Annotated in this window: 18 protein-coding genes; 6 read left to right on the forward strand and 12 right to left on the reverse strand. The window is 65.8% G+C overall.

Translation table 11 applies throughout. The annotated features are described in order from the left end of the window. Nucleotides 1–183 precede the first annotated feature (183 nt). From ACT3UE_RS05420 to ACT3UE_RS05440, 5 genes are all read left to right on the forward strand, one after another. The gene (locus tag ACT3UE_RS05420; RefSeq protein WP_086994457.1) at nucleotides 184–1,005 is read left to right on the forward strand and encodes an alpha/beta fold hydrolase; all 822 of its coding nucleotides are present in this window, start codon (nucleotides 184–186) and stop codon (nucleotides 1,003–1,005) included. A gap of 158 nt (nucleotides 1,006–1,163) precedes the next feature. Beyond that, on the forward strand, nucleotides 1,164–2,291 hold the full coding sequence (locus tag ACT3UE_RS05425; protein WP_087000793.1) for an AI-2E family transporter: 1,128 nt from the start codon (nucleotides 1,164–1,166) through the stop codon (nucleotides 2,289–2,291). 32 nt (nucleotides 2,292–2,323) lie between these two features. After that, a complete protein-coding gene (locus ACT3UE_RS05430) occupies nucleotides 2,324–2,860 on the forward strand; it encodes a TetR/AcrR family transcriptional regulator (protein ID WP_444566337.1) in 537 nt (178 codons plus the stop codon). Then, nucleotides 2,857–3,216 carry a DMT family transporter gene (locus ACT3UE_RS05435; protein ID WP_441380753.1) on the forward strand — a complete coding sequence of 120 codons (360 nt, stop codon included), beginning with the start codon at nucleotides 2,857–2,859 and terminating at the stop codon, nucleotides 3,214–3,216. Before ACT3UE_RS05430 ends, ACT3UE_RS05435 begins: the two co-directional genes overlap by 4 nt. Beyond that, the gene (locus ACT3UE_RS05440) at nucleotides 3,213–3,536 is read left to right on the forward strand and encodes a DMT family transporter (RefSeq protein ID WP_443348668.1); all 324 of its coding nucleotides are present in this window, start codon (nucleotides 3,213–3,215) and stop codon (nucleotides 3,534–3,536) included. The genes ACT3UE_RS05435 and ACT3UE_RS05440 overlap by 4 nt, the downstream gene beginning before the upstream one ends. Here ACT3UE_RS05440 and ACT3UE_RS05445 read toward each other — a convergent pair. From ACT3UE_RS05445 to ACT3UE_RS05500, 12 genes are all read right to left on the reverse strand, one after another. Then, nucleotides 3,533–4,636 (reverse strand): AI-2E family transporter, encoded by a 1,104-nt coding sequence (locus ACT3UE_RS05445; protein ID WP_444566338.1) that lies wholly within the window; start codon nucleotides 4,634–4,636, stop codon nucleotides 3,533–3,535. The two genes, ACT3UE_RS05440 and ACT3UE_RS05445, sit on opposite strands and share 4 nt — an antisense overlap. A gap of 36 nt (nucleotides 4,637–4,672) precedes the next feature. Next, nucleotides 4,673–6,400 carry a long-chain-fatty-acid--CoA ligase gene (locus ACT3UE_RS05450; RefSeq protein ID WP_444566339.1) on the reverse strand — a complete coding sequence of 576 codons (1,728 nt, stop codon included), beginning with the start codon at nucleotides 6,398–6,400 and terminating at the stop codon, nucleotides 4,673–4,675. Between the two features lie 76 nt (nucleotides 6,401–6,476). After that, nucleotides 6,477–7,619 carry a GH25 family lysozyme gene (locus ACT3UE_RS05455; protein WP_444566340.1) on the reverse strand — a complete coding sequence of 381 codons (1,143 nt, stop codon included), beginning with the start codon at nucleotides 7,617–7,619 and terminating at the stop codon, nucleotides 6,477–6,479. Between the two features lie 181 nt (nucleotides 7,620–7,800). Next, entirely contained in the window at nucleotides 7,801–10,323 is a 2,523-nt protein-coding gene (locus ACT3UE_RS05460; protein WP_444566341.1) for a DUF5129 domain-containing protein, read from the reverse strand. Continuing rightward, on the reverse strand, nucleotides 10,320–11,795 hold the full coding sequence (locus tag ACT3UE_RS05465; RefSeq protein WP_444566342.1) for a hypothetical protein: 1,476 nt from the start codon (nucleotides 11,793–11,795) through the stop codon (nucleotides 10,320–10,322). Before ACT3UE_RS05465 ends, ACT3UE_RS05460 begins: the two co-directional genes overlap by 4 nt. A 113-nt stretch (nucleotides 11,796–11,908) precedes the next feature. Then, the gene (locus ACT3UE_RS05470; RefSeq protein WP_444566343.1) at nucleotides 11,909–12,661 is read right to left on the reverse strand and encodes a copper homeostasis protein CutC; all 753 of its coding nucleotides are present in this window, start codon (nucleotides 12,659–12,661) and stop codon (nucleotides 11,909–11,911) included. After that, a complete protein-coding gene (locus ACT3UE_RS05475) occupies nucleotides 12,661–14,016 on the reverse strand; it encodes an alpha-L-fucosidase (protein WP_444566344.1) in 1,356 nt (451 codons plus the stop codon). Before ACT3UE_RS05475 ends, ACT3UE_RS05470 begins: the two co-directional genes overlap by 1 nt. Next, complete coding sequence (locus tag ACT3UE_RS05480) at nucleotides 14,009–15,547, reverse strand: M81 family metallopeptidase (RefSeq protein ID WP_444566396.1); 1,539 nt, start codon at nucleotides 15,545–15,547, stop codon at nucleotides 14,009–14,011. Before ACT3UE_RS05480 ends, ACT3UE_RS05475 begins: the two co-directional genes overlap by 8 nt. 53 nt (nucleotides 15,548–15,600) lie before the next feature. Next, nucleotides 15,601–16,575: an ROK family protein gene (locus ACT3UE_RS05485; protein ID WP_444566345.1), complete on the reverse strand. Its 975-nt coding sequence runs from the start codon at nucleotides 16,573–16,575 to the stop codon at nucleotides 15,601–15,603. A 1-nt stretch (nucleotide 16,576) separates the two neighbouring features. Next, nucleotides 16,577–17,548 (reverse strand): carbohydrate ABC transporter permease, encoded by a 972-nt coding sequence (locus ACT3UE_RS05490; RefSeq protein WP_444566346.1) that lies wholly within the window; start codon nucleotides 17,546–17,548, stop codon nucleotides 16,577–16,579. Next, nucleotides 17,538–18,461, reverse strand: coding sequence for a carbohydrate ABC transporter permease (locus ACT3UE_RS05495; protein WP_444566347.1), 924 nt, complete (start codon nucleotides 18,459–18,461; stop codon nucleotides 17,538–17,540). The genes ACT3UE_RS05490 and ACT3UE_RS05495 overlap by 11 nt, the downstream gene beginning before the upstream one ends. Nucleotides 18,462–18,479: 18 nt before the next feature. After that, nucleotides 18,480–19,736, reverse strand: a complete 1,257-nt coding sequence (locus ACT3UE_RS05500; protein ID WP_444566348.1) for an ABC transporter substrate-binding protein — start codon at nucleotides 19,734–19,736, stop codon at nucleotides 18,480–18,482. Between the two features lie 216 nt (nucleotides 19,737–19,952). Between ACT3UE_RS05500 and ACT3UE_RS05505 the strand changes: the two genes are divergently transcribed. After that, nucleotides 19,953–21,113 carry an ROK family protein gene (locus ACT3UE_RS05505; RefSeq protein WP_444566349.1) on the forward strand — a complete coding sequence of 387 codons (1,161 nt, stop codon included), beginning with the start codon at nucleotides 19,953–19,955 and terminating at the stop codon, nucleotides 21,111–21,113. Nucleotides 21,114–21,141 lie beyond the last annotated feature (28 nt).

The following is a 21,141-nucleotide window of genomic DNA, read 5'->3' on the forward strand; positions in this document are numbered from 1 at the left end:
ATTCGAGTTTAGTTTTCTTCCTCCGACCCCATCCCGACGGGATCCCGCCTGTGCACAGCCATCACCGGCACGGATCCTGTGGAGGGGACGAGCAGGGCTCCTGTACTTCACCGGGAGCTTATGCGTACGTTGGCTGGAAGGGGATGCCACCCCACCCATCCGACCAGGAAGAGGATGATTTCCATGCCACAGATCACCGGAGCCGACGGAAACACGCTGAACTACCAGGACACGGCGGGCGAAGGCCGTCCGGTCGTCCTGATCCACGGCTGGCCGCTCGATGGCACCTCCTGGGCCAACCAGGTGGGCCCGCTGGCCGAGAAGGGCCATCGCGTCATCACCTACGACCGTCGCGGTTTCGGCGCCTCCGAGCCGGCCGCACGCTACGACTACGACGCGCTGGCGGCCGACGTCGCGGCACTACTGGAGGGGCTTGACCTCAAGGACGTCACCCTCGTCGGGTTCTCCATGGGTGGCGGCGAGGTCGCCCGCTACGTCTCGGCCCACGGCGAGCAACGCCTCCACTCGATCATCTTCGCCGCGGGGGTGCCGCCCTTCCTGCTCAAGACCGACGGGAACCCGGACGGTCCGCTGGAGGAGGCGCAAGCCAACGAGATGAAGTCCCAACTGACAGCGGACCGCAACGCCTTCTTCGAGGGGTTCACCCCCGGCTTCTACTCGGCCGGGGACCAGTTGTGCGTCAGCGAGGACCAGCTGAAGGAAACCATCGCCGTGTCCTGCCGGTCCAACGAGGCGGCCGCAGTGGCCTGCATGGATGCCTTCGGCACCACCGACTTCCGCGAGGACCTACCCAGCATCACGGTGCCTACACTCGTGATCCACGGCGATAGCGACGGCGTCGTACCCTTCGAAGGCTCTGGCCAGCGCACCCACGAAGCCATCGGCCACAGCGAGCTCGTCGTCATCGAGGGAGCACCCCACGGACTCATCGTGTCCCACGCCGGGGAATTCAACTCCGCGCTGCTGGACTTCCTCGATCGCTAGCCGACACATCTGTCTGGAGGCCCACGGTCGTTGTGATCCCCTGCAGGGGGTGTGAGACTGGGCCCTGACCCGTCGACTCCAAGGAGGGGTGTGATGCCGAAAACCGGCCTCGAGAAGGAACGTTTCGCCGCATCCCTGGACCTGCCGGGGGCCGGCTCATGAGCGAGGCCCCGCCCCGCTCATTGGCCCGCGGCCTCACCACGGCCAGTCGCTGGACCGCCAAGTCCCTGGTGCTGGTCGTCGGGTTGGTGGTGTTGTGGCTGCTGCTGCGCACCTTATGGGCGGTGGTCTTCCCTTTGTTGCTGGCCCTGCTGCTGTCCTCGTTGTTGTGGCCGCTATGCCGGGGACTCCACCGGGCAATGCCCCGCGCGCTGGCCGCCCTACTGTCGTTGCTGGTGTTGTTGGCCGTCGTGGCGGGCGTCATCTGGGCGGCCATCCCCGCCCTCGGTTCAGGGACCCGCCGCCTGGGCGCACTCGCCCAGGAGAACCTCACCAGCTTCACCACGCAACTGCGCGATTTGCCGCTGGATCTGAGCGGGGTGGACCTGCAGCAGAACCTGGAGGACATCCTGGGCTGGGTGGGCGGCCGCTGGCAGGACATCCTGTTCGGCATCGCCTCGGGTCTGGGATCGGTGACCAGCCTCATCGTCGTGCTGCTGCTGACCCTGGTGCTGACCTTCTTCTGCCTCAAGGACGGCGAGCGCTTCCTGCCCTGGGTGTTCCACTGGACCTCGCCGGAGACCCACGTCCATGCCGGACGTCTGGGCGAACAGGCCTGGCAGGCCCTGTCCGCCTACCTGAAGACGCAGATCATCGTGGCCCTGGTCGACGCCGTCTTCATCGGGTTGGGCCTGTGGCTGCTGGACGTCCCGCTGGCCTTCCCGCTGGCGCTGCTGATCTTCTTCGCCGGATTCATCCCCGTGATCGGCGCCGTCTCCACCGGCCTGCTGGCCACCCTGGTGGCCCTGCTGGCGCACGGCTGGGCCACCGCCCTGGCGACCCTGGTGGTGGTGCTGGCCGTCCAGCAGCTCGAGGCGAACCTGCTGCAGCCCTACATCGTGGGCAAGGCCCTGCATCTGCATCCGGCCGTCGTCATCGGGGCCGTCACACTCGGCTTCACTCTCTTCGGCATCATCGGGGCCTTCCTCGCCGTGCCGGTGACCGCCGTTGCAGTCGTCGTCCTGCGCTACCTGCGCGAACAAACCCAACCCGCTCCCCCACCGGAAGCCCCCGAGACGCCCTCGGACGCGGCCGACGAGGATCCGGCGTCACCCACCCCGGCATGACGAACCAACCTTCCGGTTGGTAAAGTAAGGGCATGAGTGCCGATACCCGCGACCAGATCATCGATTCCTCCCTGCGCCTGCTGCGCCAGGGGGACACGGTCTCCCTGGAATCGGCGGCCCGCGAGGCGGGGCTGACCAAACCCGGGCTGATGTACCACTTCCGGACCAAGGAAGCGCTCATGCTCGGGCTGGTCGACGCGGTGATCGATCAATGGGTCGTCGAACTTTCGGCCCGTCTGGGAGATACCCCGGAACAGGCCACGGCCACCGACCGGGTCACGGCCTATCTGGAATGGACACTGGAGCGGAACTTCGACGCCTCCGATCTGGTGATGCTCACCGATCCGCGCCTGCGCGACCCGCTGACCGAACGGTGGAGTAAACGCTTCGGCCCGTGGTTCGCCGTGCCCGACGGCGCATCGGCGGCCCTGCGCGGACGGTTGGCAGCGGTCAGGCTGTTGGCCGACGGCATCTGGTTCGCCAGCGCCACCGACATCCTGCCCCCAGCGCAGGACGAGCTGGAGACCATCCGCACCGCCGCCGTCTCACTGTTGGAGGACCAGCCATGAAGAAGTGGCTTCTGTTGACCGGGGCCATCCTCACCGAGGTCACCGGCTCGGTGTCACTGAAGGCCGCCGTCGAACACCCCGGCTGGTATTTCCTCACCGCCGTCGGATTCGTGGTGGCCTTCGTCTTCCTCGCCGCCGTCCTGCGCGAAGGGATGCCCTTGGGCGTGGCCTACGGCATCTGGGGTGCCAGCGGTGTCGCCCTGACTGCTGCCCTGTCGGCAATCATCTTCGGCGAACCATTGACGGCCACCATGCTCGCCGGGATGGGGCTGATCATTGCCGGGGTGCTGACCATCGAACTCGGTTCCCAACGCGCCGCGGAGCGTGCACCTGAACAGCAAGGGACTCCAGCATGATCGGCTGGGTCCTGTTGGGTGCGGCCATCGTCAGTGAAGTCGCCGGCACCTTGTCCTTGCGCATGGCCACGTCCGGGAGTCGCCGCTGGTACGGCGCCGTCGCCACCGGGTACCTCGTCGCCTTCTCCTGCCTGGCCTTGGCACTGCAGACCGGGCTGGCCCTCGGCGTCGCCTACGGGATCTGGGCCGCCGTGGGGGTGGCGTTGACCGCTCTGGCCAGCAAGGTCCTCTTCGGTGAACCGCTGAACTGGGTCATGACCTGCGGCATCATCCTGATCATCGGGGGTGTGCTCCTGGTCGAAACCGGGGCCGCAGCCTAGGAAGCTACCGATCGGCTCCCGTCGGCGCGGTCCGCCGGAACCCCGGCCCACACCTGCAGGGCGGCCCAGGCTGCTGCCGTGAACGGGACCGCGAGGATGGCCCCGAGAACCCCGGCGACCACGGCGCCGGTGGCCAGCGCGAGCAGGACCACCAGCGGGTGGATCTGGAGCGTGCGGCCCATCACCACCGGCTGCAGCAGGTTGCCTTCGAGCTGGTTCACCACGACCACCACCACCAGGACGATGACTGCCGCCACCGGGCCGACGCCTAAAAGTGCGACGACGGAGGCCAGGATCCCGGTGACCGTGGCACCCAGGATGGGGATGAAGGCCCCGATGAAGATCAGGACGATCAACGGCAGCGCCAAAGGTACCTTGAGGATCAGCAGGCAGGCCCCGATCAGGACGGCGTCCACTGCGGCGACGATGGCCGTCCCCCGGACGTAGCCGCCCAAAACGGCGGTGATCCGTCGCCCGGCGATCCGCACCTTGGCGAGCTGCCGGCCGCGCAGCTTTCTTATGGCAAAGGCCCACATCTTCCCGCCGTCCTTGAGGAAGAAGAACAGGATGACGGCCATCAGCACGAAGCCCGTCGCCATTTCCGAGACGAGCGCCGCGCCGGCCATGGCCTGGTCCTGTGTTGCATCGCTGCCCAACAGCTGCTGGAAGGATTGCTGGGCATGCTTCAGCGTCGCGTCGTTGACCGGCAACGGACTATTTTTCAGCGCGGTCCACAGGTCCTTGGTCCGGTCCCCCGCCTGGTCCGCCAGGGACCCCCATTCGGCACGGATCGTCGTGATGACTCCGAGCAGGATGGCCCCGAAGGCGATGAGCAAGGCAGCGAAGGCGGTGCCCGTGGCTGGCCCCGCCGACCAGCCGTGGTGGCGCAGCCAGATCACGAGCGGGTTGATGGCCGCCGCGAGGATCAGCGCCAAGAAGAGCGGCACGATCACGACGGTGATCTGCAGGAGCCCGAAGACGACGACGGCCACCAACACCAGAAGGTACAGGATGCTGCGGGCCCACTCACCGGCACGACTCAAACTATGGGTCCACTGGAGACGTTCGCGTCCGTCGAGTGCCTCGTCAGGTTCAGTCATCGTGTTCTCCCGTACTGGTCCAGGGTGGATGACGGATCAGAGTCCGGGCAGCACCTGTTCGCGCACCTGCTTGCGCAGGATCTTGCCCAGCATAGAGCGTGGCAGGTCTTCGATGGCCACGATGCGCTTGGGAACTTTGTAGCCGGCCAGGTGTTCACGGCAATGTGCACGCAGCGCGTCTTCATCCAGGCCGGCCCCGGGTTCGAGTTCGACGGCGGCGAGCACCATTTCGCCCCCGCGTTCCAGGGGTTTGCCGAAGGTGGCAGCATCCTTCACGTCGGAGTGCAGGCGCAGCACGGTTTCGACCTCGGTGGGTGAGACGTTGAAGCCGCCGGTGACAATCAGTTCCTTGGCCCGGTCCACCACGGTGGCGAAACCGTCGTCGTCCACGGTGACGATGTCGCCGGTGCGCAGCCAGCCGCCGGGCAGCAGCGTTGTGGCGGTTTCCTCGGGGTTGTTCCAGTAGCCGCTGAAGACCTGTGGGCCCTTGATGAGCAGCTCCCCCGGTTCTCCGGCCGTGACCTCGGCCGATGCGTCCTTGGGGTCCACGACCTTCATGAGGGTCGAGGGGAAGGGCACCCCGATGGTGCCGTTGCGCCGGGTGGGGTGGAACGGGTTACCCAGGGCCACCGGCGAGGATTCGGTCATCCCGTAGCCTTCGACCAGCAGGCCGCCGGAGACCGATTCCCAGAGTTCGACGACATGGTCGGGCAGGTTCATGGCCCCGGAAATGCAGTATTTGGCCGAACGCAGCGATACCCCGCGTTCCTTCGCGGCGATGGCGGTGCGTTCGTAGATCGGCGGGACCGCGCAGTAGACGGTGGCCGGGGACTTCTTCATCGCGTCCAGGATCAGCTCTGGGTCGAACTTCGGGAACAGGACCAGCAGGCCCTGCTTGCGGATCCCGTAGGTCAGGTACAGCGTCATGCCGAAGGCGTGGAACATCGGCAGGATGGCGTAGAAGATCTCCTTGCCGTACTGCGCGCCTTCCATCCAGGCCTCGCCCTGCAGGGCGTTTGAATACAGGTTGAAGTGGGTCAGCATCGCCCCCTTGGGACGACCCGTGGTGCCGGAGGTGTACTGGATGGCTGCCAGATCACTCACGTCGGGGCGCGGGTGCAGCGGGTCGAGCATGCCGTGGGACAGCAGCTTCTTCCAGCCGGTGGTCCCCGGGGCCTTGGCGGTCAACGAGTCCCGGGTGGCTTTCAGTTTGCCCACCGGCAGGGCCAGCGCTGCACGTTTGAGCTTCGGGAAGGCCTCGAGCAGGTTCACCGAAACGATGTGGTCGATCTCGATATCTGAGGGGAAGTCGGCGAGCGCGGCTGCGGCTTTATCCCAGACAATGGCGATGCGTGCCTGGTGGTCCTCAAACTGGTGGCGCAGTTCGCGGGCGGTGTACAGCGGATTATGTTCGACGACGACGGCGCCCAGGCGCAGCACCGCGTAGAAGGCGACGACGTGCTGCGGGCAGTTTGGCAGCACCAGGGCCACCCGGTCCCCGGCGCGCACCCCGAGGGTGCGCAGGCCTTCGGCAGCCCGGTCGACCTGTTCGCCAAGTTCGCGGTAGCTGGTCCGTCGGCCGAAGAACTCCAGCGCCGGGAGGTTGCCGGCCTCGGCCACCGAGTGCTCGAGCATGTCGACCAGCGACTCGGTCGGCAGCTCGATCTCGGCCGGGACGCCCGGCTGGTAGTTCTTCACCCAGGGCTGCTGCGACGCTGGCTGGTCTGCAGATGACTGATCGGGGGCACCGGTGGCGTTATCCATGAGGCCCATCTTCCCGCGAATGCACGACGACGGCGAATTCCGTGCCTCTCCGTGCCGGGATTCCCGCCGGCGGTGGTTAGCCCTTGCTCTTGGCGAAGGAGCGCAGTTGGGTCAGGGAACCGTTGAAGACGTTGCCGTCCACTCCGGCGGTCTTGCTAATGAACCCGGTGTCCGTCGCGTACTGCCAGAGCCGGTAGCCGGTCCATCCGCCGGGCAGGGCGCCGGGGGTGTCCTGGGCCGATCCCGGGTAGCGCGCCACATGCAGGTCCCAGTTCTTGAACCGGGAGGAGGAATTGGTGCACTGGTTCCACCAGGAGCTGGCGGTGTAGATCATCGGCAGCCGGCCGGTCAGATTCCTGACCTCGACGCCGAAGGCATGGATCCAGTCCGAGAGCTGCTTCGGGCTCATCCCGTAACAGGTGTCCCCCTTGCCCTGCGGGAAGGTTTTGGCGTCATAGGGGTTCCATTCGATGTCCAGCAGCGGGGGCATGGTTTTGCCGTCGGCCGACCAGCCTCCGCCGTTGGCGACGAAGGCCCGGGCCTGGGTTTTGGCGCTGGAGGCTGCGGGCATGGCGAAGTGGTAGGCCCCGCGGATCATCCCGGCGTTGTAGGAGCCGTTGTATTGCTGGGTGAAGTTGGGGTTCTTATACACCGAGGTTGGCCAGGACTGCGTGGCCTTCACGTAGGCGAAGCGGGCCCCCTTGCCATAGGCGTAGGACCAGTTCACGTTGCCCTGGTGGGCGGAGACGTCCACCCCGGGAACCCCCGGCGGACGCCACCAGCCATTGCCGGAGGTGTACGACGGCGACACGGTCGAGTTCTGTGCTTTCGCTGGGCTTGAGGGGAGGTCGGGAATCGAAACGGTCTCGCCGCCCGCCGCTCGGCCCAGCTCGGCCAGTTCCTCCAGCGTGAGTACCTGGGGGTCGCCGGTTTCGGCGATGCGTTTCTGGCCTTGGCCCATCTGAGCGGGCAGCACCTTCTCCCCCAAAGCTTCGGAGGCCTGTTCGGCCAGGGCCTTCCGCTGGCCTGCAGGAATCTGCCCGTAGGAGAGGGACTCGGTGATCTGTTCTGCGACGGCGCCACGCTCCGAGGAGTCTGTGGGTTGCGGGGTGCTCGGGGCCGCCGAGGCTGCCGGCACCAGCGCGGAGGCCAGGGCGAAGGTCGCGGCCAGCGGGAGCGCGGCGCGGCGGAAAACATGTGCCGGTGACGAGGTCATCATCGGTCCTCTCATCAGTGCTGGACGGGCGAAGGGGGCGTCTCCGGGGAGTCTGGCACATCAGAATTCAGGTCACAAGACGATAAACCACTTTTTGGGCAATATTTCTTCGCTCCCGTCACAAGTCAATCCCCGGCTGTCATGCGCGGCGTTGTCTTCGACGGGGGCAGCCCCGGGCCACTGGCTATCCGCCGGTATCCCGGGTCGCTTCGAGCAGTGTTGCCGTGCGGCGGTGGACGTCGGCGTCGCGTTCGCCCAAGGTGGCCACGAGTCGTTGCAACCGGGTGACCCGTTCAAGGTAGCGCTGCGAGAGCCGGGCGGACAGGGGCAGTGCCGCCAGATCGGCCGCTTCGCGCCAGGCCATGACCAGGGCCCGTTCAAACAGGCGCTGATCGGCCTCTGCGCCGGAGGATGCGGCCCCCGCACCCAGCACGGCCACCGTGTTGAGTCGGGAATCGTCCAACCCCAGGGCCAGTTGGTCCAGGTCGGCCCGCACCGTGCGCAGGGCGGCAGCTCCCCGACCGAAACGGCCCAGCCCGGCCGAGATGAGACCACCGAACCGCACCACCTGGGCGATGGTGAGCAGTCCCAGGGTCAGCGTCGCGGTCAGCAACCAGAACAACAGCGCCCCGCTGACGTTCTGGTCCCGGAAACCATTGTTCTGCAGGCCGCGGGCCAGGCCCTCGAGCCCCTGGGACACATGGACCTCCGCCGAGCCCGGCGAGGAGACGTAGAGGTGTGGGACGTCCCAGTTCGGGGCTCCCAGCCGGTGCCCCTCGCCAAGGGCGATAGCCCCGGTGAGCTGCCCCGGCAACGCGACCCGACCGTCGTCGAACACCATGACCGGCATGATGACCTGGTCCGCCCGCAGTTCGCCGGTCACCGGGTCCAGCAGCTGCGGGAACTCGCCCTTCACCCGCCAGAGGGCGTCGAGGTGGCGCGTCGGGTCTACCTCGACTCCCAGCGTCGAGCTGGCTCTGGGGCTCGGCCGCAGATACTGTTCGGCGTCCCGGACGGCCACGGTGACGTCGATGGGTTGGGGGAACTTGTCCTCGAGCGAGTCGCGGATCCCTTCTTCGGTGATGCCCTCGGCCTGCCCGTCGATGCTCAAGCTACGCAGATGGTCGGTACCGGTCAACTCCCAGCCGGGCCGGCCCAGCACGGTTCCGGTGATCAGCCCCGCGGCGACGGCCGAGACCACGAGCGCGACGGCGGTGCCCCCGAGCCACCAGACCCGTCCGCGCCGACCGGTTGCTGCCGGGCCGAGGTCGTCGGGGTGGAGCCGCCGCAGGCCCCGACGGCCACGGTGGCCGCGGTGTCGACGGGTTTTGCGGGCCGGTGACAGGGCGTCGTAGGCTTCGACGTCACCGAGCAGTGCCCGGGCCACGGCATTGGCTTCGTCCAGGACCGTCAGAGCCAGCGAGGACTCCCCCGGCAGGCCCAGACTCTCGCGCAGTTCGCTCAGGTCTTCGGTATCCCGGCGGCGGGCCTTGACCTTCCCGTGGGGGTAGCGGCGCAGGACGTCGGCGATATGCCGGGCGATCCCCTCCAGGCTGCGCTCCGCCTCCGCCCAGGCGTGGACCCCGGCCCCTGTCGTCCCGCGGCCGGAGCGGGCCGAGGCCTCCAGCAGGGCACGTAACCTGCCGCGCAGATCGTCCATGGTCTTGGCCGAAAACACGTCGACCGGGGCTGCTTCGAGGCGAATGATCAGTTCACGGGCAGCGTCGTTCAGGGGTGTGGTGATCCGGTCAAAGACGTCGCCGCTGCGGGAGAGGTTCGCATGCACCGCCCCGGCGGCGAGGAGGGCATCGGCCAGGATGGTCAGTTCGCGGGCCGAGGCCTCAAAAAGATCGACCAGACCCCCGGCATGGAGGGAAAGCGCGGTCTCCGGGGCCCTGACGGCGGTCATCACCCCTGCCTCGGTGCGGGCCAGTTCCAGGGTTGAATCCCGCAAGGTCCGCCAGGCCACGGTGTAGCCGGCGGGACGGCGTCGTTCCGGCGTCGCCCGATAGGTGACCTCGAGGGCTTCCAAGTCCAGGACCACCCGGGCGAGACGGCGTTGGGCGGTAGCCAGCCGCCGGTACCGGTGCTCCCAGCGTCGTCGGCGGCGCAGCGAATAGGCCAGGGCGGTGCCGGTGAGCAGGATCCCCAGGCCGGTCCCGGCCACCCAGAACACGGGGGTGCGGATGGGCCCGCCGCCGAGCACGTCGGCAGCGGTTTCGGCGGCGGCCACCACGGCCAGCGGACCATGGCCGAGCCCCAGGTTTTTCTGGTAGGCGTTGCCGATGGCAAAGCGGGCGTCCGGGTCGTCGGAGGAGCGCAGGGCAGCCCCGGTGAAGCGCCGGTCGCTGGCCGGGTTCTCGGCGTTCTTCCACTGTGTGGAGAGGACGACGTCGGCGTTCAGGTCAGCTCGGCCGTGCTGTTGGTCGTAGCTGAGGTGGTCGGCGGTGACCTTGAGGGTCAGCGGCTTCCACGAACGGAGGGGCCCGGTGTGGGCGGCGTCGACGGTGGACTGGCTGATGCCGTGGCCCGGGGAGCCCTCTACGACGATCCTCACCTGGGCTTCCGGCTCGGACGTGACGGCGTTCCACCCGAAGCCGGCGAAGAGCAGGGTGATGACCCCGAGCACCAGGGCCAGCCAGGGGAAACCAAAGTGGGGGCGCGAATCTCCGGCGCGCACCAGGCGGCCCGTGGCGGCGGCGCTCATGCTGGCCTCCCGGCGTCCGGCGCACGGGCGGTTTCGGCAGCATCGAGGAGGGCAACGGCCCGGGCCAACTGGGCGAGGACGTCGTGGGCGCCGGGTTGCCCTCCGTCGGCGGTTCCCGGGCCAACCAGCTTCGGTCCGAGTTCCACTTCGGCCGCAGCGGCCTGGGCGAGGAGGCGCCCGGTGACGGCGTCGAGTTCGCCGCGCAACGCCTCCAGCCGGTCGAGCAGGTCGTAGCCGGGGTTCCGACGCCCGCGTTTGGCAGCCCGACGGACGGCCTGGTCAATATCGTCGAGCGCGCGGGTCTGTTCAATCAGCAGGGCAACCACGTCACGAGCTGCCTCGAGCTGCCGGGCGCCCGGGGCGTCGAGGCCCTCGGCGAGGTCCTGCAACCGTTCCCGGTGGGCGTGGATCTGGCGTTGCCGGGCCTGCCTCGCCTTCTTGCCGGAGCCCAGCAGCAGGTCGATCCCGCTCAGGGCGCGCTGCTGGGTGTTCAGTCGTTCCAGGATCGCCGTCACGCTCGCGGTGTCATCGGCGGCCGCGGCCTCAGCGGCCTGTTCCTCCCCCGCCGTCCGTTCCACCAGCTGCGTGGTCAACCGGGCGACGGATGCGGCGACCGGCCCGGGTTTCCCGCCCCGGGGTGGAGTGTCACCGCGTTGGCGCAGTTCCCCGGCCTTCTCATGGATCCGTGCCCGCAGGGACGCGACCTCTTCCTCCCGCGCCTGCTGTGCCAGTGCGCGCCGGTTCCGCCGGCTACTGGCCACCGCGGCGCCGATCCCGGCCAGGACCACGACCCCCACTCCCCCGAGCACCCAGGGCAACGGGTTGGAGCGGGCGTGCAGGCCGGTCCCGGCGGCCACGGCCAGTTCGGAGAGGCCCTCGGTGTACCGGCCCTCATCGAAGGCAGCCGTTCCACTGCCGGCGATGGCTTCGAGGCTGGTGTCGTCGGTGAGTTCGATATTGCGTCCGGGTTCAATGGACACGTCGACCGGGCCGCCGTCGTTTTCGGGCAGGATCACCCCGAGCACGATCCAGTCCTTCCCCACGTAGCCCTCGGATTTCCCGTTCTCCAACCAGTCATCGGCGAGGGCATCGGACTGCCCGAACATCAACGAGCCACGGACCAGCTGGGCGGCGTTCTTGATCTTGGTGGGTTGCTGGTCCACCGCCAACAGGATCCGGGTGCCTTTTCCGATGCCGGCGGATTCCGCCGCCTCGACGATGTCTGGGGCCTTGACCCGGTTCGCTGCGGCGTCGACGACGGCCAGGAACAGATGCTCGGATTCCGCTTCGCGCCCGGGGATGCGAATCTTCCCCTCGTCCTCATCGGGCCGGTCGGGGGTCAGCACCGACGGACTTGCGGGTTCGGGGGCCTCACTGGCAACTGCCGGGCCCGCCAGCGCACCGACCAGGAGGAATCCTGCGAGCGCCGCGCACACCACAGACAGTGGACGACGGCGGTGTGGTGCACTCATGGGGACTCCGGTCCGGTGCGAACGGGCAAAAATCTCTTCCCACTGTAGCCCGGGGACGCTAGCCATCCCCCACGTAGCGGCAACGGCCGTTCCCGGCAGCTATCTAGACCCCTCTAGACGAGAGTCCGCAAGGATGTGGCAGCCACTGCGTCCACGGCGGCCCTGACCAGTTCAGCGTCGGTCACATCGTAGGATCCTTGGCCGCCCCCCGGCCCACTGGGTCCTGCATCGTCGCGCGTCGTGCGGGCAGAAAGGTGGACGGCATCGACCCCTGAACCTGCCACGGCATGGATATCCTCGATGCGTACGCCGCCACCTGCCATGATCTGGATGTGCCCGTCGGCAACGGCGGCTAGCCGGGTCAACTGTTCCAGACCGTCCACGCTGCGTGATGCTCCGCCGGAGGTGAGCACCCGGCCAACGCCCAGCTCCAGCAGTTGTTCGAGGACTGCCACCGGCTGTGCGCAGGTATCGATGGCCCGATGGAAGGTGACCTCCAGATGTTCTGCGGCATCCATCAGGCGCCGCATGGCGTCGAGGTCCACGCGGTTGCTCCCATCCAGTGCGCCGATGACAACGCCTGCGACGCCCAGTTCCCGCAGCATTCTGATATCGCATTCCATGACCTCCACCTCGGATCCGTCGTAGCGGAATCCGCCTCCGCGGGGACGGACAAGAACATGGACGAAGTCCTCGTGACCTGCGGTGGCCTCCAGCACGGCATCGACCAAACCCAAGGACGGGGTCAGTCCTCCGGTGACCAACGCGCTGCACAGCTCGACTCGGTCTGCTCCGAGCGCCGCGGCAACGTCCGCACCCCGAGGGTCCTGGACCGCGATTTCCAGGGCCAGCCGTCCGGTCGGCATCAGAGGGCACCCCCTAGTTTGAGCACTGCTGCCGGAGCCTCGTGCAGCACTGCTGGAATCTCTATCACTCCGCTGGCGCCTACCTGCGCATGGTTGGCCCCCTCTGGAAGCAGCCAGGAAGCCCTGCCCTTTCCGAGCAGTTCCTCCGGTAGGCACAGTGTGCCGGAGGACGGATCCAGGGCGTGCACGTACACGTCTGCACCCTTGACCGTGTAGGCCACGGCGCCGTGGGCTGTCTGTTCTCCGAAGCGACCCCACGGCCGGGTGCCATAGATTCCCTCACCGTTCACCCGTAGCCAGTCACCCAACTGGGCCATGGCTTGTGCCTGCAGCTCGGGGATGCTGCCGTCGGCTCGCGGGCCGACGTTGATCAGCAGGTTGCCGTTCTTGGCGACGACGTCTATGAGCAGGCGCACCAATTCGTCACCGGTCAGCGAGTGCTCTTCGTTTTCGCTCTGGTTGTAGCCGAAGGAGTAGCCGAGGCCTCGAGTCGATTCCCAGGGGGTCGGAATGATCTCGTCGATGTTGCGGTACTCGCGCGTCAAATATCCGTGGTGGGGCACTCCCCACCGGTCGTTGATCACGCCCTCGGGGTTCTGGGCAAAGTATTCGTCCAGGAGCGAGGCGACGGCCCAGGGTTCGCACCCTTTGCCTCCATCGGGCCAGTCGATGTCGTTCCACAGGATATCCGGGCCGAATCTCTCGATCAGCTCGCGGAGTTGTGCTGCGGCGTATTGGGCGAATTGTTCGTCATTGCGTCGGAAGCGGAACAGGTCAGTGTCGGACTCGATCGGCGGGAAGTCGCTGACGTGCCAGTCCAGGGCGCCGGAGAAGTAGACGCCGAAACGCGCCCCGAGTTCACGGGTTGCTGCGGCGATCTCGGCGATCAGGTCACGACGGGGCCCACGGGCCTTGGCGTTGAAGCCCGTGGTAGCGGTGTCCCAGAGGCAGAAGCCTTCATGGTGTTTGGTGGTCGGCACGATGTATTGCGCACCGGCGTCGACCAGCTGGCCCACGAGGGTCCTGGCGTCGAAGGAGCCGACATCCCACCGGTCGGCGAAGTCCTCGTAGCTGGTCCCGGTTCCATAGACTTCCTGTTGGTGAAGCCAGGTGGGGCTGCCCGGGATGCGAACGGTGTTCCCATACCATTCCGCGTACTGATGGTAGGCGTAAGCATCCTCGGTGGGTACGGGGTCTTCGGAAGGTGGGGTACCCCATGCCGGCACCGAGTACAGGCCCCAGTGGATGAAGAAGCCCAGTTTCGCGTCCTGGTACCACTGCGGCACCGTCGTCGATGGATAGACCGGTGCCTGCTGACCGAAGTCTGGACCAATGCGTTTCTCGAAGTTAAGCACTCTGTACCTCCACGATCTGTTGTCCTTCACGGCGGGAGACGACGATATCCAGCTCCCCGGCGGTCGGGTCATCGGTAAACGGGAAAACCCCTGGAGCCAGTCGTGCGTGGCCCAGACGGATGAGATCCTGGTCGACGCCACCCGGTGTCAGACCCAGCTTCCACCCGGCGGCCAGTTTGTAGAGTTCGGGTTCCAGATAGCCGATCTTGACCACCACGATATCCGTGGCGTGTGGGTCCAGGCCCAGCTTCGTGAAGTCCTCGAGGTGATGGAACGGTTTGCGACGTTCGGTGATGATCGCGTGCACCCCGCCGGAGGAGATGACCACTTGGGTGCCGGCCTCAGGATCGCCTGTGGTGATCGAGAAAACGGTGCCCTTCAGGTTCACCGGCCCGGCCGGTCCCGCGTCGACGTTGGCGCCGACCTGCAAATCGACCTGTGCGCCCACCCCAGCGGCTACGGCCTGCGATACTGCTTGTTCGTCAAAGATTGAGGCGTGGATCAAGGTCACGGCCCCGTCGGCCAGTTCTGGTCGTTGAAGCAACTCGCCGAGGGTCCAGGACACGTCGCCGGCGCCGCCGGCGGTGGGGTTATCCCCCGAATCGGAGATCACATAGGGCCGCGGCGCCCCGGAAGCCAGGGCCGCGTCCAGGCAGGCGTCCAGATCCAGTGCGTCGGCCACAAAGGCGAAGTCGGCGCGGGCGTCCCAGTAGGCCGACGCGAGTTTCCGGGTCCCCTCGGCGATGGCCCGCGGGTCATCGCCGGTGACCACGACAGCTGCTTGGCAGCGGGGCTCATCGGCCCAGGCATAGCCCACCCAGATGGAGGCATCGAGTACTCCGACGCCCGCCTCGACCTCAGGCACCTGTCGGTAGATCGATCGGGCCGGTTCGATGCGGGTGCTCGTCTTCTCGCCGGGCAAAAGCACCGGGACCTGGACCCATGCCTTATACGGGCGGCGAGCCACGGGATCGGCGCCGCCTTCTGTTCGAAGCCGGGACAGGAGGTTGTGGACGGCACGGGCCTTGGTATTCCAGGCGTCTTCGTGGGGTGCCATCCGATAACAGGTGATCAGGTCCACGGCGTCCAGGAGCTGTCGGGACACGTTGCCATGCAGGTCCATGGACGCGCTGATGAGGGTATCGTCGCCCAGCTCGGCCCGGACCGCCGCGGCCAGATCCCCTTCCGCGTCGTCCATGTCAGTCACGCTCATGGCCCCGTGGATATCGAAGTAGAAACCATCGAAGGCACCACCGGCTCTGATCCCGGTGAGAATCTCGGCTTTGAACCGCTCATAGGTCTCTAGGGGCACGGCGCCACCGGGTAGGGAGCGGCACTGCAGCAGAGGGATCCAGTCCGCGGCATCGCGCATTTCTTCGCCGGCGTCGAGGAAGCCGTAGTAGTCCAGGAGCGTCTCGCCGCGGCGCTGGGTGAAGGCCTTGTCGCCGCTCTGATGTGGGGAGAAGGTGCTGGATTCAATGGAGATTCCGGCGATTCCGATCCGTGGGCGTCCTAGCCCGGTCTCGGACAGTTCCGGTAGGGCGCCGGGCCACAGGTCCGAAGCTTCTGGTTTGATGTGCTTGCTCACGAGGCAACCTGCACTTTCTTCTGGTCGTGCTCTGTGTTCGATATCAGTTGCCATGCGAGGGCCGCCGCGCCCAGGGCTGCGGCATGGCCGCCGAGTCGTGAGGGGCGGATCAGCACCGGAAAACCGGAGATGGGGCCCGTGCTTCCCATGGCTTGTTCAAGGTGGGGCCCGATCATGTCCCAGGCCCCCAGGACCCCGCCGCCGATGACCACGCGGTCCAAGTCCACCAGGTTGGCGGTGGCTACGATCGCTTGGGCCAGCGCGGCCGCGGCGTCGGCGAAGACCTGGGCGGCGATCGGGTCTCCGGCCCGTGCCGCTTGGGCTATGCCAGCAGTGCTGGCTACCGGCTCCGTTCCACCTGCTTGGAGGTAGCGGCGATGGATGGACAGCCCTGAGGCTACCGACTCCAAGTGCCCGCTTTGACCACACGTGCACGGCTCGCTGCCGTATCCGGGGGTGTGCCCGATCTCCCCGGCGGCTCCATGCATGCCGGTGAAGATCTGCCCGTCAAAGGCCAGTGCCCCGCCGACTCCGGTGCCCAGCGCCAAGGCCAGAACACTTTGGGAACCTCTGGCAGCGCCGTAGGCCAACTCTCCTGCCAGGAAGGCGTTCACATCATTCTCAACCACCACCGGCGTGCCGCAGAGATCGGCAAGCCGCTCACCCAGGGAAAAGCCTTTCCACCCGGTGAATGAATCGGAGGCCGAGATGACCCGCCCGGTGGATGGGTCGATGACCCCTGCCGCGCCCACCCCAACGGCGTCTGGGCCCGCGCCCACCCCGTGGCGCAACTGGTCCACGACCTGCCCCATGGTGTCGAGCATGGCCTCACCACCGGATGCTGCGGGGGTCGGCACGGTGACTTCGGCCAGGATCTGTCCGCTGAAGTCAGCGGCGATGGCACTGGTTTTTGTGCCACCCAAGTCGATTCCGATTACGTACTGGGGTGGTTCCTGGCTCGTGGTCGGCACTCTAGCGACCTCCTAGTCCGGCCATGGAAATTCCCTTGACCAGATGCTTCTGCAAGGCCACCACCAGGAGCGTGGTGGGGACCATGGAGATGATGGCCGCGGCCATTTGCAGATCCCAGCGGGTCCCGGTCAGCCCGGAGAAGGACGCCAGTCCCACCGGGAGGGTTCCCATCGAGTTGTAATCGACCGTGACGATCAGCGGCCACAGGTAGCTGTTCCAGAAAGCCATGAAGGTGAACACCGCGAGCACTGCCACCGCGGGTTTTGCCTGCGGCATGATGATCTGCAGAAAAGTCCGCAGCGGTCCCACGCCGTCGACCTTGGCAGCTTCTTCGAGTTCATAGGGAATGCCGCGGAAGAACTGGCGCATCAGGAAGGTACCGAACGCCCCGAAGGCGAAGGGAAGGATCAGCGCCTGATAGGTATCGACCCACCCGAACCACTGCATCACGGTGAACATCGGAATGACGGTGACTTCCTGGGGCACCATCATGGTGGCCAGGAACAGCACGAAAACAATATCGCGGCCCTTCCAGCGCAGCCGCCCGAAGGCGTAACCGGCGGTGGTCGACACCACGATGGTGACCAGGGTGCCGGCAACCGAGGTGAACAGCGAGTTGCCGATATAGGTCCAGAATGGCCCGTATTCGAAGACTTCGGCGAAGTTCGACCAGCGGATCTCCGAACCGATCAGGCTCGGAGGCATGGAGAACATCTCGTTATTCGGTTTCAGTGCTGCGAAGAACGCATAGATGAGCGGGAAGATGAATACCAGTGCCCCGAGATAAAGCACCAGGTGGTTCACCAGCAATTTCCACTTCGCTCCGGTGCTCATCGCAGCATTTCGGGCTCGGCGATCGGCCCGGGCCTGGCCACGCCGTTGGCGTCGTGTCGGCTCTCCGGTCGCCACGGCGGCGGTATCGTCGTCCGGCTGTCCGGTGCGGGCAGGGCGGGTGATTTGATCAGTGCTCATAGTGGACCCATTTCTTCTGCGCGCCGAATTGCAAGCCGGTGATCACGATGATGATGGCGAACAAAATCCATGCGGCCGCGGCCGCGAGCCCCATGTCCTGGAACTTGAAACCCTGGTTGTAGATGAACTGCACCAACGGCTGGGTGGAGTTGCCCGGTCCGCCGCCCGTGAGGAGCTGTGGCTGCACGAAAACCTGCAGGGAGGTGATCATGGTCATCACCGTGGCGAAGAAGATCGACGGCGAGATCATCGGCAAGGTGATGTTCCAGATCATCCGCAATCCGCCGGAACCATCCATCCGGGCCGCTTCCATCACCGAATCCGGCAACTGTTCCAAGGCTGCCGAGAAGATCAGCATGTTGTAGCCGAGCCCCTGCCAAACAGACATGACCACCACCATGATCATCGCCCAGTTCGGGTCTGCCAGGAAGTTGGGTAATTCGACACCGAACCACGACACCGAGAGCCCATTGAACAGGCCTTGGGGCTGCAGCAGCATCTTCCACACCAGGACGTTGGCGACCATCGGAGTGACCACGGGGATGAAGAAGAGGATCCGCAGGGCGCCACGGCCCTTGATGCGGGCGTGCAGCAACAGTGCCAGCCCCAGCGACAGAGCAACGCTGATCGGAACGTACAACAGGGTGAACACTGCCGAGTTGCGCAGCGCCGGAAGAAAATCAGGACTGCTCGTGAACAGCTTGATGTAGTTATCGAGGCCGATGAACTTCTTATCGCCGTAGGTGGGCCAGTCGAAGAAGGACATCACCACTGATAGGACAACGGGCACGATGGTGAAAAGGGCGAGGCCGGCAAGCGCTGGGCTAACGAACCCAAACGCTTGCCGTGATTCGGCCCTCGCCATCGCCCCGCGGCGTTTGCCGCCGGTGGTGGGGGTGAGGGTGGTGGTCATCTCGTGGGATTTCCTTAGTTACTTGGCGAACTGGTTCTGGGTGTTGCTCAGCATGTCGGCCATCTTTTCCTGGCCGTTGTAGACGCTGACCAGGTTCGGTTGGATGTAGGTGCCCACCTGAGACCAGTCATCAGTCACGTTCTGGCCTTCCAGCTGTTCGAAGGCCTGGTCGAAGACCTCCTGCACGTCATCGCGGTACTCCGGATCCAAGGATTCGAAGTAGACAGGCTGCGAGGCGGCGCGGGCCGGGTAGCTGCGGCCGGTGGAGGCAATGTAGTCCTGCGACTTCTTACTCAACAGAGACCCCAGGACCTTCAGCGCTTCGTCCTTATTGGCACAATCCTTGGCAATGCCGAAGCCCGAGCCCATGACCAGGCCCAGCGATCCGTTCTCGCCGGTGGGCAGCGGGGCCAGACCGGCCTTGAAGCCGTTGTCGTTATCCAGATAGCCGACGGCGTTCCACGTGCCATCCACGGCCATCGCCGCATTGCCACTGGTGTACTGGGTTTCGCCCCAGCCTGCTTCGGAGGCACTGGCTGCCGGAGCGGCCACCTTCTTCTCGGTCACCAGCGAGGAGTACCAGGAGGCGGCGTCGACGAAGGCCGGGTTGGTCATATCCAAGGTGCCGTCCGCGGTGACGGGTTGGGTGCCTGCCTTGGCGATGGGGAGGGCCTGCCACTGGAACTCGGCCATGCCGACGGCGAAGCCGTGTTTTCCATCCTGGGTGGCGTCTTCTGCTGTTTTTTCGAAGTCTTTGAAGGTCCAGTCCAGCGCAGGTTCATCGACGCCGGATTTCTGGAACATATCGGCGTTGTAGTAGACGAGCATGGTCGACACGTCGAAGGGAATGCCGTAGAGCTTGCCGTCCTTCTTCAGGATCTCCAATGCGCCGGGAGCAAAGTCGTCCTCGGAGAGGCCAGCAGTCTCCAGATCCTCTGCGGTCAGTTCGGCGAAGCCGTCGGTATAGCTGGAGAGCTGTCCGCTGTTCATACCCGAAACGCAGGCCATGTTCCCCGAAGCCATGTTCGTCGTCATTTTGGTGAAGTAGTCACCCCAGGGTGCCATCCGCATCGAAACGTCCATGTCGGGGTGGTCTTCCTTGACCATGTCCAACTGCTTATTGAGCACATTGGTGTCATCGTCACTACCAGCCCACATATCGACGACAATCGCCGAGGAATCTGCGGTGGCGCCGTTTCCTGCGCCGCCGCAGGCCGTCAGCGCGAGTGCCGTCGAGGCAATTATGGCCAGGCCACCGAGGTGAGTTCTCTTCATTCGTCCACTCCTTTGGGAAGAACCGGGCCGCACCCGGACTACGAATCTCGAATACCTGACCGTCAGAGGCTGGCAGGCACCAGGACTTTATTCAATATCGAACCAACTTCTGTTTGTTCGCGTAATTAGTTACTCTGTCAGAATGAGACGCGAATTACAATGGGGACATCCGATGTTTACGGCGTCCCGGTTTTCACACCGAAAGGAGCACGCTCGATGGCATCTTCCACGGCTCAGCAACGCCGCGTGATCCTCTCGGCGCTGGCGAGCGGTCAAGCCCGAACTCGTGGCGACTTGGTGCGCCTGTTGGAAGTGGCGCCATCGACGGTCTCGGCGCGTGTGAGTGAACTGCTCAATCAGGGAGTGGTCACCGAAAGCGGGGAAACCGCATCCCTGGGTGGCCGCCGCGCCACCATCCTGAGCCTGACGTCGGCCACCGGCTGTTTGGTTGTCGCCGAGATCGGTGGGCACCACGCCCGATTGGGCCTCTTTGATGCCACCGGACAATTGCTGCGAACCGGCGAGCTACCGCTTCTCACCACTGACGGGCCGGAGGCCACCATGCCCCAACTGGCGGGGGCACTTCGCTCCCTTGCAGCTGAAGGTGATGACTCCACACAGATCATTGGGGTAGCGCTTTCCCTGCCCGGTCCCGTCAACCCGCTCAGCGGAGAGCTCGACATGCCAGCCCGCATGCCGGGATGGCCCGGATTCGATATCCCACAGTGGCTGGAACAAGAATTCGAATGCCCCGCAGTGGTGGGGAACGACGCCAATTTCTGTGCTCTGGGTGAGCACTACGCACAGTTCGGTCCCGGGGAACACAGCATCACCGTCAAGGCAGGAACCGGGATCGGCGCTGGGATCATCGTTGAGGGGGCGATCCACTATGGCGCCACCGGAGCGGCCGGGGATCTCACACATACCCGGCTCCCCGCAGCCGGAGACCTACCCTGTAGTTGCGGAAATCTCGGGTGCCTGGAAACCGTGGCTAGCGGCGCCGGTCTCGTGAGGGCGTTGAAATACCAAGGCCTGCCGGTCGAGTCGACGGCGGATATCCTCTCGATGGTCTCGGCAGCCGATCCGTCCGCTACGACGATGCTGCGCCAAGCCGGCACGCATCTGGGGGATGTCTTGGCCGGGATCGTCAACTTCGTCAACCCTCACGCGCTGTTCCTCACCGGCGCCATGGCAGCCAGCGAGCTTTTCATTGCCGCCGTCCGAAGCCAGATCTACGAGGGATGCCACCCGCTAGCTACCCGCAGCTTGACCATCCGGGCCGCAAGCCTCGGCGCCAACGCCGGACTCCACGGCGCCGCCCGCGCATTGGTCACGCGGCTGTTCTCAGTTTCCGATCCAGCACCAGAGCCCATGTAACATCCGATGTATACCGTTGAGGCCAGGC

Source organism: Arthrobacter sp. 179, assembly GCF_052379645.1.
Classification (GTDB): domain Bacteria; phylum Actinomycetota; class Actinomycetes; order Actinomycetales; family Micrococcaceae; genus Arthrobacter_H.